The sequence below is a fragment of the Lacibacter sp. genome (genome assembly GCF_057361365.1).
The window spans coordinates 1-14,274 of sequence record NZ_JBMQSG010000010.1; the positions used below are offsets into that span (position 1 = coordinate 1).

Annotated in this window: 8 protein-coding genes; all 8 read left to right on the top strand. The window is 40.8% G+C overall.

What is annotated here, in order from left to right; all coding sequences use genetic code 11:
• A partial coding sequence (locus ACO1QW_RS08575) for an exo-alpha-sialidase (protein WP_486257561.1) occupies window positions 1–1,200 on the top strand: 1,200 nt, incomplete at its 5' end.
• Between the two features lie 104 nt (window positions 1,201–1,304).
• On the top strand, window positions 1,305–2,807 hold the full coding sequence (locus tag ACO1QW_RS08580) for an MGH1-like glycoside hydrolase domain-containing protein (RefSeq protein WP_486257563.1): 1,503 nt from the start codon (window positions 1,305–1,307) through the stop codon (window positions 2,805–2,807).
• A gap of 52 nt (window positions 2,808–2,859) precedes the next feature.
• Window positions 2,860–5,637, top strand: a complete 2,778-nt coding sequence (locus ACO1QW_RS08585) for a glycoside hydrolase family 2 protein (RefSeq protein WP_486257565.1) — start codon at window positions 2,860–2,862, stop codon at window positions 5,635–5,637.
• A 2-nt stretch (window positions 5,638–5,639) separates the two neighbouring features.
• A complete protein-coding gene (locus ACO1QW_RS08590; protein WP_486257567.1) occupies window positions 5,640–9,431 on the top strand; it encodes a family 78 glycoside hydrolase catalytic domain in 3,792 nt (1,263 codons plus the stop codon).
• A gap of 159 nt (window positions 9,432–9,590) precedes the next feature.
• Complete coding sequence (locus ACO1QW_RS08595) at window positions 9,591–11,147, top strand: sodium:solute symporter family protein (RefSeq protein WP_486257569.1); 1,557 nt, start codon at window positions 9,591–9,593, stop codon at window positions 11,145–11,147.
• Between the two features lie 82 nt (window positions 11,148–11,229).
• Window positions 11,230–12,207 (top strand): dihydrodipicolinate synthase family protein, encoded by a 978-nt coding sequence (locus ACO1QW_RS08600; RefSeq protein ID WP_486257571.1) that lies wholly within the window; start codon window positions 11,230–11,232, stop codon window positions 12,205–12,207.
• Window positions 12,208–12,217: 10 nt separating this feature from the next.
• Window positions 12,218–13,369 carry an iron-containing alcohol dehydrogenase gene (locus ACO1QW_RS08605; protein WP_486257573.1) on the top strand — a complete coding sequence of 384 codons (1,152 nt, stop codon included), beginning with the start codon at window positions 12,218–12,220 and terminating at the stop codon, window positions 13,367–13,369.
• Complete coding sequence (locus ACO1QW_RS08610) at window positions 13,369–14,271, top strand: dihydrodipicolinate synthase family protein (protein WP_486257575.1); 903 nt, start codon at window positions 13,369–13,371, stop codon at window positions 14,269–14,271. The genes ACO1QW_RS08605 and ACO1QW_RS08610 overlap by 1 nt, the downstream gene beginning before the upstream one ends.
• Window positions 14,272–14,274: the final 3 nt, after the last annotated feature.

Genomic DNA, 14,274 nt, shown 5'->3' on the forward strand with positions numbered 1-14,274 from the left:
CCATTTTACAAATCATCAAAAGACAAAGGCTTTGTGGCAGCTTGCGAAGAAATTCTCAGCACTCCATTACTGATGATGCAAACAGTGGAAGAAGCTGATCGTAATGATCCGTTGATCCCTTTACAAAAAGATTTCAAAGCATTCAACTATTATCATCTGCCCAATGGCAATGTAGTGGGGCTTTGGAAGTCCGCATTAACAAGTATTTCAAAAGATGAAGGAAAAACCTGGCAATACAATCCAACAAGAGCGCCGGGCTTTGTGAACTCCAATGCAAAGATCTGGGGACAGAGAACCAGCGATGGAAAATATGCAACAGTATACAATCCTTCTGAATTTCGCTGGCCTTTGGCCGTTAGCGTAAGTGATGATGGATTAAAGTATAAAAATCTTTTGCTGGTAAATGGCGAGATCACTTCGATGCGTTATGGCGGTGCGTATAAAAGTTATGGCCCGCAATATGTACGTGGTATACAGGAAATGGATGGTAAGCCTGCAGATAATAACATGTGGGTGACCTATAGCATGAACAAAGAAGATATGTGGGTGAGTCGTGTTCCTGTTCCAGTAAATAATAAAGTAACTGCACATGTAAATGATGTCTTCAACAACATGGCTGCAGGCAAAGAATTAAATGAATGGAATATTTATAGTCCGTTATGGTGCCGAGTGAACGTGGAAACAGTGAACAATCAAAAAGTAATAGCCTTGCACGACAGCGATCCATTCGATTATGCAAAAGTGGAACGCATTTTTCCTGAATCAAAGAACCTGGTAGTTGAGTTTACAATATCAGCTCAACAAACAAATACAGGTAACCTTGAAATTGAATTGCTCGATAAAAAAGGAACCGCTACGCTTCGTGTAATGCTCGATTCAACCGGAAGTATTTTAACCAAGCAAGGTTATCGGAATAAGAGCATTGGTAAATACAATGCGGGTGAACAAATTGCTATCAAAATTGAACTAAACACAACAACCCGTTTCTATACTGTTACGATCAATAATGGTAAACCTAACCTCAATCTATTTTTCCAGCCGGTTGAATCGGTAGAACGTTTGTTGTTCCGTACAGGTGTTACACGTCGCTTTCCTGATGCTGATACACCTACCGACCAGGATTATGATTTGCCGAATGCAAATTCAAGAGCGAAGGAAGCGGTTTATTTTATTCATTCAGTAAAAACAAAAAATCTGTGACGAATAGAATGAATAGGACATTCACTGTAAGTAATTTTTTTTTGAACCACCAAGGCACTAAGGCACGAAGGTTCACAAAGGCTTTGTGCGTCTTAGCGTTCTCTATGTCTTTGTGGTACAATGCTTCTGCTCAATTAAAACCTTTAGTACTTAAACAGGATCAATTCAAACACTACGTTGATTATTTCAACACAATGGAAGAGCCGAATATTGAGCAAGCCATTCCCAATGCAAAAAGCTGGGAGTGGATGAAGAAAAATATTCCGTTGTTCGAATGTCCCCAGCAAAATTTCGAAGAGATCTTTTACTATCGCTGGTGGACGTTACGTAAGCACATCAAGAAAACAGAAAAGGGATTTGTGTTTACTGAATTTTTGATCCAGCGGAGTTATGCTGATAAATACAATCTCATTTCAAGTGGTCTTGGTCATCATATTTATGAATCAAGATGGTTGCATGATAAAACCTACATGGATAACAACCTGCATGTATGGTATCGGGGTAATGATGGCAAGCCATTGAAGCGTTTACGTTTTTACAGCAGTTGGAATATTGATGCGATCTATAACCGTTACCTCGTAAATGCTGATAAACAGTTTTTGTTGAACATGCTTCCTGATCTGAAAGAAGATTATGCAGCATGGGAACAGGAAAAGAAAGCTGCCAATGGTTTGTTCTGGCAATTTGATGTGCGTGATGCAATGGAAGAAACGATCAGTGGTGGAAGAACCGAAAAGAATCCACGCCCTTCTATTAATGGTTATATGTTTGGCAATGCAAAAGCCTTGTCTGCAATTGCACAATTAAACGGCGATCAAAGTACTGGACAATTATACAATCGCAAAGCAGATTCTATTAAACAACTTTCACAACAACTGCTCTGGCATCCGCAGCACCAGTTCTTCGAAGTAAAAAAAGAGAAAGGAGATACACTGTCGAATGTAAAAGAAGAGATCGGTTTTATTCCCTGGTATTTTAATATGCCCGATAATACGTACAATGTTGCATGGAGAAGCTTGATGGATACAAAAACATTTTGTGCGCCATTCGGGATTACGACAGCAGATCGCAGTCATCCGGAGTTTCGTACACATGGTTGTTGCAAATGTGAGTGGGATGGTGCGGTATGGCCATTTGCCACTGCACAAACATTAACAGGCATGGCCAACCTGTTGAATAATTACAAACAGGATTATGTAGCTGACAGTAATTACTTCAGCTTGTTGAATACTTATGTTGAATCGCAATACTATCGTGGCCGTCCTTACATTGGTGAATACCTTGATGAGAAGACGGGCTTTTGGTTGAAAGGTGATGAAGAACGCAGCCGTTATTATAATCACTCAACATTCAATGATCTTATCATCAGCGGGCTTGTTGGTTTACGACCAAGAGCAGATAATACAGTTGAAGTAAATCCATTGTTACCGGAGAATAAGTGGAACTGGTTCTGTCTGGATAATGTGTTGTATCATGGAAAGATCGTTACCATCATTTGGGATAAAGACGGGTTGAAATATAAAAAAGGAAAAGGATTGAGTGTGTGGGTGAATGGAAAGAAAGTGGCTTCGTCGTTGAAGCTTGAAAAAATTACTGGTAAAATGTGAATGGTCAATGGTCAATTGTGAATTATATACAAGCAACTTTACAAGAAGCAAGATGTTTAAATACATTCTTGTTTTTGCGTTTTTCATTCACCATTCACTATTAACCATTCACCTCTCTGCGCAAACAACAGAAAAACTTTATCTCTCCGGAACAGGCAGCGATCAAACCGTGCAATGGGATTTCTTTTGTACGGGAGGCATGAATGCCAACAAGTGGACAAAGATCGCTGTGCCGAGTTGCTGGGAGTTGCAGGGCTTTGGCAAATACGATTATGGTTTTGCAAAGGATAGTGTACGTGGAAAAGAAAAAGGTTTGTACAAACACCGTTTCAACGCACCTGCCAACTGGAAAGGCAAAGTCATCAACATTGTATTTGAAGGAGTGATGACAGATGCAGAAGTGAAAGTAAACGGCAAGTCTGCAGGTGCAATTCATCAGGGAGCTTTTTATGCATTCAAATATGATATTAGCAAGTTGCTTAATTATGGAAGAGAAAATGTACTTGAAGTAACTGTTGCCAAACATTCAGCCAATCAATCGGTGAATGAAGCAGAACGAAAGGCAGACTTCTGGATATTTGGTGGCATCTTTCGTCCGGTGTGGCTGGAAGTACTACCTGCTGTGCATATTGAACAGGTAGCGATTGATGCAAAAGCAAATGGAAACTTTACTGCAAACATCAAAACAAATGCAGCTCCAGAATCTGTATCGGTACAATTATATTCGTCAGTAAATGAAAAGTTTGGCAACCCCATTGCCATGCAGTGGGACAAAGCAAACAATGCAATTGTACTAAACAATCAATTCACTTCGCCCAAACAATGGAATCCGGAATCACCGGTATTGTACAAAGCTGTTTTTACGATTTATAAAAATGGAAAAGAACTTCACTCTGTAACAAAGCAATTCGGTTTCCGCACAGTAGAAGTAAAGCAACGTGATGGTATTTATGTAAATGGCGTGAAGGTAAAAATGAAAGGAGTGAACCGTCATGCATTTCGTCCGGAAACAGGAAGAACCACCAGCGAGCAGATCAGTATTGAAGATGTGTTGTTGATGAAAGAAATGAATATGAATGCAGTGAGGATGAGTCATTATCCGCCTGATGATCATTTTCTTGATGTATGTGATTCGCTTGGTTTGTTTGTGATGGATGAACTCGCAGGCTGGCATGGTAACTATGATGAACCGACAGGAAAGAAGTTGCTGAAAGAAATGATCGATCATGATGTGAATCATCCCTCCATCATTATTTGGGCAAATGGCAATGAAGGCGGTCACAATTTAGATCTCGACAAGTATTTTTCAGAATTTGATATTCAAAAGCGTCCTGTTGTACATCCCTGGCAATTGTTTGGCGGGTTCGATACTCAGCATTACCGTGAATATAATTATGGAATCGGAAACTATGAAAATGGGAAAGAGATCGTGATGCCAACTGAGTTTTTGCATGGACAGTTTGATGGCGGTCATGGTGCAGGTATTGAAGATTATTGGGAAAAAATGTGGCATAATCCGTTGAGTGCGGGTGGTTTTCTCTGGGACTTTGCAGATAATGCGGTTGTACGAAAAGACAAGAACGATTCACTCGATACCGATAAGCATCGTGCAGCCGATGGTATTGTTGGTCCGCATCATGAAAAAGAAGCAAGCTTTTATACCATAAAAGAAGTGTGGAGCCCGGTGTATTTTGAACGCAGAGAAATTGCTGAAGGGTTTGATGGTAAACTGAACATCGAGAACCGCTATCATTTTACCAATACAAAAGAATGCAGTTTCACCTGGAAGCTGAAACGTTTTGAAATAACGACTTCAAAAGAAACAGAAGGCAAAACAACTGCTCCAGATATTCAACCCGGCGCTAAAGGAGTTGTACAAATTCCGTTACCCGCCGACTGGAAAAATTATGATGTGTTGTATGTAACGGTGAAAGACCGTGCTCAAAAAGAATTGTTTACCTGGAGTTTCCCCATCAGCAGCCCGGCAACAACAGGTGCAAGAATGATTGTGAAAGAAGGCAACAATACCATCAATACTTCAGAAGCAGATTCATTGCTGACTATTAATGTAAAAGATGTAACTGTTGTGCTGAATAGGAATAATGGCTTACTTGTTTTAGTGAAAAATGCAAAAGGCGAATTGCCTTTCAACAACGGCCCGGTATTGCAGGAAGGCGTCAACAATTTTAAATCATTCAAACAATTCAAAGAAGGAAATAACTTCATCATTGAATCAACTTTCAATCAAAAAGAAAGTTACAACACACTCAAGTGGACGATCTATCCTTCCGGTTGGGTGCAGTTGCAGGTGAACTATTTTCCTGCTTCTTACTTTACCAACTTCGCCGGTATTAATTTTTCATTTCCGGAAAAGGAAATACAATCGGTAACTTATATGGGCGATGGGCCATACCGTGTCTGGAAAAACCGGTTAAAAGGAAACCAATTCGGTGTGTGGAGTAAAACCTACAACAATACAGAAACAGGTGAAGCGCCGTGGATCTATCCGGAGTTTAAAGGTTATCATTCTAATTTCTATGGTGGTTACTTCTTCACCAAAACAAATCGCTTCACCGTTGTAACAGAAAATGAAGGTTTGTTCCTTCGTTTGTTTACACTAGCATGGAAAACCGATCAGTGGCATAATTATGAACCGTTGTTCCCTTCAGGTGATATTTCATTTATGCAAGGTATCAGCAGTATCGGCAGCAAAACACAGCGTAACGAAACAACAGGCCCTATGGGTAGCAAAAATATTTTCTACGATTACGAGAAAGATCCGGCAAGGGCGCTGCACATCAACTTATACTTTAACTTCTCTGCACAATAACAATGAAAAAAATAGTAACGATACTTGTTCTGCTCCTTTTTCTTCAACAAATTTCTGCACAAGTAACGGTGCAGAATCTTCGTTGCGAAATGCGGGTGAATCCTTTGGGCATCGAAGCAAAGCAACCTCGTCTCAGTTGGCAGCTACAAAGTAACCTGCGCAATGTTGTGCAGACAAGTTACCAGGTCATCGTAAGCAGCAGTCCACAAAACCTGCAACAGAACAAAGGCGATGTATGGAAATCGGCTGTGGTAAACAGTAATCAAACATTGCATGTGCCATACAATGGTCCAGTATTACAACCCGCCAAAAAATATTTCTGGAAGGTAATTGTCCAAACCAATAAAGGTGCAGCACAAACAACACAAACAGCTTTCTTCGCAACCGGACTTACTAAAGAACAATGGAAAGCAAAGTGGATCGGTTATGATAAAGCATCAGCTTGGGATAGCGTAACACAATGGAGTAGACTAAGCGCAAGATACCTGCGTAAAGAATTTGCAAGTAAGCCGGCAGTGAAAAGAGCAACGGCCTATATCTCTGGTTTGGGTATGTATGAGTTGTATATCAACGGAACAAAGATCGGTGACCAGGTGCTGGCACCTAATCCAACCGACTATCGCAAAACTTATTTCTATAATACGCATGATGTAACGGCACAGATCAAAGCAGGTAATAACGCCATTGCTGCAGTGCTGGGTAACGGACGTTTCTTTACCATGCGTCAGAATTACAAAACACAAAAGCATAACACATTCGGTTTCCCGAAATTATTGTTACAGTTAGAAATTGAATACACGGATGGAACAACAAAAACAGTAGTAAGTGATGAAAGCTGGAAGTTGAATGTAGATGGTCCGATCAGAACGAACAATGAATATGATGGTGAAGAATATGATGCGACAAAAGAATTCAATGACTGGACGAAAGCTGGCTTTAACGACAGCAAATGGATGCAACCTGAGTTAGTGGAAGCTCCAACAGGAAAACTGGTCGCCCAAACCAACGAGCCGATGAAAGTGATGCAGACCATCAAACCCATCTCTATCAAAAAAACAGCAAGCGGAAAATATATCCTTGATATGGGACAAAATTTTGCAGGCTGGGTGAAACTGCAAAACATCAACGGGAAGAAAGGAGATAAAGTCACACTTCGTTTTGCAGAGAGTTTGCAAGCTGATGGAGAAGTGTTTGTCAAAAACCTAAGAGATGCAAAGGTGACAAACATTTATACATTAAAAGGAACAGGTAACGAAAGCTGGCAACCCTCTTTTGTGTACAACGGTTTCCGTTATGTGGAAGTATCAACTTTTCCCGGTACTCCAACACTCAACCAGTTTGAAGGCAAGTTGGTGTACGATGCTATTGAGACAACAGGATCGTTTCAAACAGCAAACGATGTACTGAATCGAATTTATAAAAATGCATGGTGGGGTATTGCATCGAATTACAAAGGCATGCCGGTTGATTGTCCGCAACGCAACGAACGTCAACCGTGGTTAGGCGATCGGACAGTTGGATCACAAGGCGAGAGTTATATTTTCAACAATGCAAGCCTCTATGCTAAGTGGATGCAGGATATTGAAGATAGTCAAACAGAAGAAGGAAGTATTCCTGATGTGGCACCTGCTTTCTGGAATTATTACAGCGATGATGTAACATGGCCTGCGGCTTATTTCTTCATCACGAATAATCTGTATAACCAGTTTGGCGATGTAACACCCATTCAGAAACATTATCCTTCGATGAGGAAATGGATGATGTACATGAAAGGGAAGTACATGAAGAATTATATTGTTACCCGTGATAAATATGGCGACTGGTGTGTACCGCCTGAAAGTTTAGAACTCATTCACGCAAAAGATAGCAACCGTTTAACCGATGGTAAACTCATTGCAACGGCTTACTATTATAAGTTGCTTTCTTACATGCAACGTTTTGCCGACATCACCGGCAACAAAGCAGATGCAAATTATTATGGTTTGCTGAGTGATAGTATCCGCACTGCATTTCAGGAAACATTTTACAATCCGAAACTGAAGCAATACAGCAACAATACCGTTACGGCGAATTTGTTGCCGTTGTATTTTGGCATTTGTCCTGATTCCTTACGCACTGCAGTATTTGAAAAGATCCGCATTAAAACACATGTAGAAAATCATGGACATATCAGTACAGGTTTGATCGGCTCACAATGGATCATGCGTGGATTAACGGAGTATGGTTATCCTGATCTGGCCTATATCATGGCATCAAACAAAACTTATCCAAGCTGGGGTTATATGGCTGAGAATGGTGCAACTACTATTTGGGAATTGTGGAATGGTAACACTGCCGATCCCGGCATGAATAGTCAGAACCATGTGATGTTGTTGGGTGACTTGCTTACTTGGTATTATGAAAATCTTGCTGGCATTCGTACGAATAAAACCGACGTTGCTTTTAAGAAGATCATCATGAAACCAACATTGCCTGCTGGGTTAGATTTTGTTAAAGCATCGTACAATAGTTTTCATGGCTTGATCAAAAGTGAATGGAATAATTCAACTGATAAATTCGAATGGAAAATCAGTATACCAGCCAATACATCAGCCACAATTTATATTCCTGCGAACAGCATTGAAGAAATTACAGAAGGAGGGAAAGCGGTAACAACTAATAAGGATGTCAAATTCATAAAAGAAGACGATGGTTCTGTTATTCTTGAAGTGCCATCTGGCAATTATACATTCGTCCGTAATAAGAAATGGAGAAAAGGAATTGTAAAAGATGAATTTATTTTCGACCGTGCATCGTTTCCCGAAAGTCATGCAGCAACCATTGCAGAAACTCCGGAAGGTTTGATTGCTTCCTGGTTTGGTGGTACAAAAGAAGGCAACAAAGATGTGTGCATCTGGACAAGTCACTTTAAAAACGGACAATGGACTGCACCCGCAAAAGTTGCTGATGGTGTAATGAATGACACACTTCGTTATTCAACGTATAACCCTGTTTTGTTCTATGCACCGAATGGCGAGTTGTTATTGTTTTATAAAATAGGGCCCAACGTTGCAGGCTGGACAGGTTGGATGATGCGCAGCAAAGACAACGGACATACATGGAGCAAACGTGAAGCATTACCCGAAGGATTTTTAGGGCCGATTAAAAACAAACCGGAACTTATCAATGGAGTGTTGCTTTGTCCAAGCAGTACAGAAAAAACCGGGTGGAAAGCGCATATTGAATTCACAAAAGATTTCGGCAAAACATGGACAAAGACTGAAGCCATCAACGATCCGAAAATATTGCAAGCCATTCAACCAAGTATTTTGAAATATGCAGATGGGCGTTTGCAGATTCTTTGTCGCAGCCGTAACACAACTCTCAACGAAAGCTGGAGTAATGATGGCGGTAAAACATGGAGCGAAATGAAAGCATCTGCTTTACCGAATAATAATTCAGGAACAGATGCAGTAACATTGAAAGATGGAAGACAGTTGCTGGTGTACAATCATAATCTTCCGAATGCATCATGGGTAAATGGAAAAGGTCCACGTACGCCGTTGAATGTTGCCATCAGCAAAGATGGAAAAATTTGGAGTGCAGCGTTGGTGCTGGAAGATTCACCCATTAGCCAGTATTCCTATCCATCAGTGATACAAACAAAAGATGGATTGGTGCATATTGTTTATACGTGGAGAAGAGAAAAAATCAAACATGTGGTAGTTGATCCAAACAAACTGGAGTTGAAAGAAATTGTGAATAAGCAATGGCCGGGTGTGAAAGAGAATACAGGAATAACATCTGACGATTAAAGCCTCCTCCCAACCTCCTCCGAAGGAGGAGGCCATCCGTTCACAGCCCTTGCTTTTCTAAGATCAAAATTGAACGATAGCAGAATTAATTTTATAAGATGATTTAATTACTAATGTTGATATAAGCCCCTCCTTCGGAGGGGTTTGGGGAGGCCAACGATGCACAATTTGCCATTTATTGATCTTGCGGTGATTGCCGTGTACATGCTTGCCATGATCGGCATCGGCATGTATTTTTCACGCAAGAATAAAAACAGCGATCAGTTTACAAAAGCATCAGGAAAAATTCCGGGTTGGGCAATTGGTCTTTCTATCTACGCAACATTTTTAAGCAGCAATACATTCTTAGGTGTGCCGGGCAAAGCATTCGGCAGTAACTGGAATGCATTTGTGTTCAGTATATCGATGCCGTTAGCCGCATGGATCGCTTCCAAATATTTTGTGCCCTTCTATCGCAACACCGGCGAAATATCGGCCTACACACATTTAGAAAAACGTTTCGGGCCGTGGGCACGCACCTACGCAGTGATCTGTTTCTTGTTGACACAGTTTGCACGTATGGGTTCCATCTTTTTTGGTATTGCATTAAGTCTGCAGGCACTTACAGGTTTCAGTATGCAATCCATCATGATTGTAATGGGCATTTGTATCATTTTCTATACAGTGCTTGGTGGTATTGAAGCAGTGATCTGGACAGAAGTGGCACAGGGCATTATTAAAACATTGGGAGCATTATTGATTTTGTTTTTGGTGGTGAAAGAAATTCCCGGTGGGTTCTCAACAATCATTGATGTGGCAACAGCTGATCATAAAACAAGTCTTGGCAGCTTCTCGCCCAATTTTACTGAATCGACTTTTTGGGTGGTACTGTTCTACGGTTTCTTTATCAACCTGAATAATTTCGGGATGGATCAGAATTATATTCAACGTTATCATACCGCACAAACATCGAAGCAGGCAAGCAAGTCGGTTTGGCTTTGCGTGTGGATCTATGTGCCGGCTTCATTTTTATTCTTTGTGATCGGCACGGCATTGTATGCATTTTATCAAACGCAACCGGGATTGATCGATCCGGTAAAGTTACAGGTAGCTGCAGAGCGGTTAGGTGCTGCCGTTACTTCACCCGAAGTAAAAGAACTGGCTGCTTCATTAACGGCTGCAGATTATGGTGATAAAGTGTTGCCGTTTTTTATGGTGAATAATATACCAACAGGTTTGGTTGGTTTGATCGTATCTGCTTTGTTATCTGCCGCCATGAGCACCATCAGCAGCAATATGAATGCATCGGCAACAGTATTCACAGTCGATATTTATCAGAAATATATTAAACCGGATATCACAGATAAACGCAAACTGTATCTGTTGCATGTATCAACCATTGCATTTGGTGTAGTTGGTTTGTGTACGGGTTTGGCAATGATCGGTTCAAAAAGTCTGCTCGATATCTGGTGGGAGCTGAGCGGCATTTTTGCTGGAGGAATGCTGGGTTTGTTTTTGCTGGGGCTTATCAGCCGGCAGGCAAAAAATGCTGCAGCAATAACGGCCGTTATCATTGGTATTATCGTTATCTTATGGATGACGTTCTCCGGCAGACTTGATGAGAACTACGCTTTCCTGCGAAATCCATTGCATAAGAACATGATCATTGTGGTGGGAACGTTGAGCATTTTCCTTACGGGGTTGTTTGTTACTAAACTCCGGCCTTCGAAACAGTAAAATTGTACAGCAGAATAGTTAAATGCAACATTTTATAAGGAGTTGAATGATTGCACATTTATGCACTCAAAAATTGGTTGTTATGCCTGATAAAAAGTTTGTTCCGGTTATGATCACTCCCTACAACCTCAAAGCCGAGGTTGACCTGGATGTGGTAAGCACATTGATCGAATTTTATTTAGCTGCCGGTGTAAAAGGTTTCTTCGCCAACTGTCTCAGCAGCGAAATGTTCAGCATTACGGAAGATGAGCGTTTGAATTTAACGTCGCATATTGTAAAACAGGTGAGAGGTCGTGTGCCTGTTGTTGCAACGGGATCGTTTGGTTTAACCATTGCAGACAAAGCACTCTTCACCCGACAGATTTTTGATACAGGTATTGATGCTGCAATTATGATCACAGGTCATTTCGCAAAAGAAGAAGATAGTGATGATGTGTTGCTGCGCAATTTCGAACAGATGTTCCAGGCAACAGGAAATATTCCGTTGGGTATGTATGAATGTCCTGCACCTTATAAACGGATCATCAGTCCTGCCGTATTTAAACAATTACTTTCTGCCAATCGTTTGATCTATCACAAGGATACTTCTATCACACATGAAAATGTGCAGGCCAAGCTTGATGTTTTAAAAGACACGCCGAATAACATGGAGTTTTATGATGCACATACACCTAATGCAGCATTCAGTTTGCAATCAGGTGCAAAAGGCATGTCATCGATCTCCGGTAATTTTTATCCTGAAGTGATGGTGTGGATGGTGAACAATGCAACTAATCCTGACAAACAGGAAGAAGTAAAATGGTTGCAGGAAGAATTAACAAAAGTTGATCCGCTTATTCATATTGCATATCCCATGAGTGCAAAATATTTTTTGCAGAAACGTGGATTGCCTGTGCGTACTATCAGCCGTGCCGTTGCTAACAAATTAACACCCGATCAACGAAATACACTCGATGATATTCATAATCGTTTTGAACATTGGTGCGAACGTTTAGGAATTCAAAAAGTAGATGTGCCATCAATTGCCGGTTCTGGCTTTAATGAAGAATCTGTGTTTTAATCAATCGTTTATGTCTGTTCCTGTTTTTAAAATAATGTTTCCGGGTAAGTTGGTAGTTGGTAACGGCACTTTGCCACAATTAGCTGATGATATTCTGGAAATGAAACCATCGAAAATATTTATTGCAACGATTGCTCCATTACAGAAAACAATTGATGCATTTATATCTCCCTTCAAAGAGAAATCCATTGAAGTGTTGATAGATACTTCCATTGTTGCCGAACCATCTTTCAGCGATTTTGAACAATTAATGAAGAAGGTGGCTCCATTTAATCCGGATGTGGTGATAGGTATTGGTGGCGGCAGTGTATTGGATATTTCAAAACTTGTTGCAGCACAGTTGGGGAATAAACAACAGCTGAGAGATTATGTCGGTATCGGTTTGCTGAAGGGAAGAAAGAAAAAACTCATTTGTGTGCCTGCAACATCGGGCACAGGTAGCGAAGTTTCGCCCAATGCAATTTTGGTTGATGATACAGATAATCAGAAGAAAGGTATTATCAGTCCGTTCCTTGTTCCTGATATTGTATATGTTGATCCTTTGCTGACTGTTTCAGTTCCACCAGCAATTACGGCTGCAACAGGGATGGATGCACTCACACATTGCCTGGAAGCATACACAAACAAATTTGCACAACCGTTTATCGATCTGTTTGCATACGAAGGCATGCGTCTTATTGCAGCAAATATTATAACTGCAGTAAAAGACGGTAGCAATATTGAAGCAAGAGAAAAAGTTGCAATGGGCAGTTTGTACGGTGGTTTTTGTCTGGGTCCTGTGAATACAGCAGGCGTGCATGCATTATCATATCCGTTGGGAAGTATGTATCATTTGGCACATGGCTTATCGAATGCTGTGTTATTGCCTTATGTGATGGAGTATAATATTGTGGCTTCAGCAGATCGCTATGCTGATGTTGCAGTTGCATTGGGCTGCAAAAGAGAAGAAGATGTATGGACTACAGCCAAAGCAGGTGTGGAGAAAATAAAAGAACTCAACAAGGCTTGTGGCATCCCGACAACATTAAGTGAAGTTGGTGTGAAAGAAGAAACCATTCCGCAAATGGCGAGTGAAGCAATGAAGATCCAGCGTTTGTTGAAAAATAATCCAAGAGAAATTACAGAACAGGATGCGGTGAGCATTTTTAAATCGGCTTTTTGATGAAGAAGAATAAAAAATTTAGTGGAGTAATTGTGCCGGCAGTAACACCGCTCACCAAAGCGTTGCAGATTGATGATGCCGCTGTCGGAAAACTATTTGATCAGTTTTATAAACATAACATCTCTCCGTTTATACTCGGTACAACAGGAGAGTCGGCTTCATTGCCTGCTGATGTAAAAGAGCAGTACGTAAAATCAGCAGCAAAACATAAAAAAGCAGGAACAGTTTTATACGCCGGCATTTCATCGAACGTAGTAGCTGAATCAATTGAGTTTGCAGCGTTTTGTGCTGATCATGCAGTAGATGCAGTGGCAGCAACATTGCCATCGTACTATGCGTTGACAGAAACGCAGATGAAAAATCATTTTGAAACATTGGCTAATGCATCACCTTTACCGGTGATCATTTACAATATTCCTGCAACCACTCACATGAGTATTCCGTTGCAGTTGATTGATGAATTAAGTCATCACCCAAACATCATTGCGACAAAAGATTCAGAACGCAGTGACGAACGATTAGCACAATCATTAGCTTTATGGAAAGACCGTGAAGACTTTGGTCATTTTCTTGGCTGGGCGGCAAAATCAGCAGATGCATTGATTGGCGGCAGTGATGGCTTGATCCCAAGCACAGGCAATCTAATGCCGGAGATCTATGATGAAATGAAAAAAGCTGTTGCAGCAGGTGATCATACAAAAGCATACGAGATGCAGAAGCTGAGTGATGTCTATGGCAATATTTACCAAAGTGGAAAAACATTGGGCGAAAGCTTATGGGCATTAAAAGTATTGATGCAGCATAAAGATTTATGTGTAGATGTGGTGATGCCGCCATTGCAATCGCTGAATGAAGACGAGAAACAAAAATTAATTCAAGCATACTCAGAAATAAAAGGATAGTAG

Bases quoted from the DNA above. Each gene is read 5' to 3' on its own strand.
- ACO1QW_RS08580 (WP_486257563.1), top strand. From the start codon at position 1,305: ATGTCTTTGTGGTACAATGCTTCTGCTCAATTAAAACCTTTAGTACTT.
- ACO1QW_RS08585 (WP_486257565.1), top strand. From the start codon at position 2,860: ATGTTTAAATACATTCTTGTTTTTGCGTTTTTCATTCACCATTCACTA.
- ACO1QW_RS08590 (WP_486257567.1), top strand. From the start codon at position 5,640: ATGAAAAAAATAGTAACGATACTTGTTCTGCTCCTTTTTCTTCAACAA.
- ACO1QW_RS08595 (WP_486257569.1), top strand. From the start codon at position 9,591: ATGCACAATTTGCCATTTATTGATCTTGCGGTGATTGCCGTGTACATG.
- ACO1QW_RS08600 (WP_486257571.1), top strand. From the start codon at position 11,230: ATGCCTGATAAAAAGTTTGTTCCGGTTATGATCACTCCCTACAACCTC.
- ACO1QW_RS08605 (WP_486257573.1), top strand. From the start codon at position 12,218: ATGTCTGTTCCTGTTTTTAAAATAATGTTTCCGGGTAAGTTGGTAGTT.
- ACO1QW_RS08610 (WP_486257575.1), top strand. From the start codon at position 13,369: ATGAAGAAGAATAAAAAATTTAGTGGAGTAATTGTGCCGGCAGTAACA.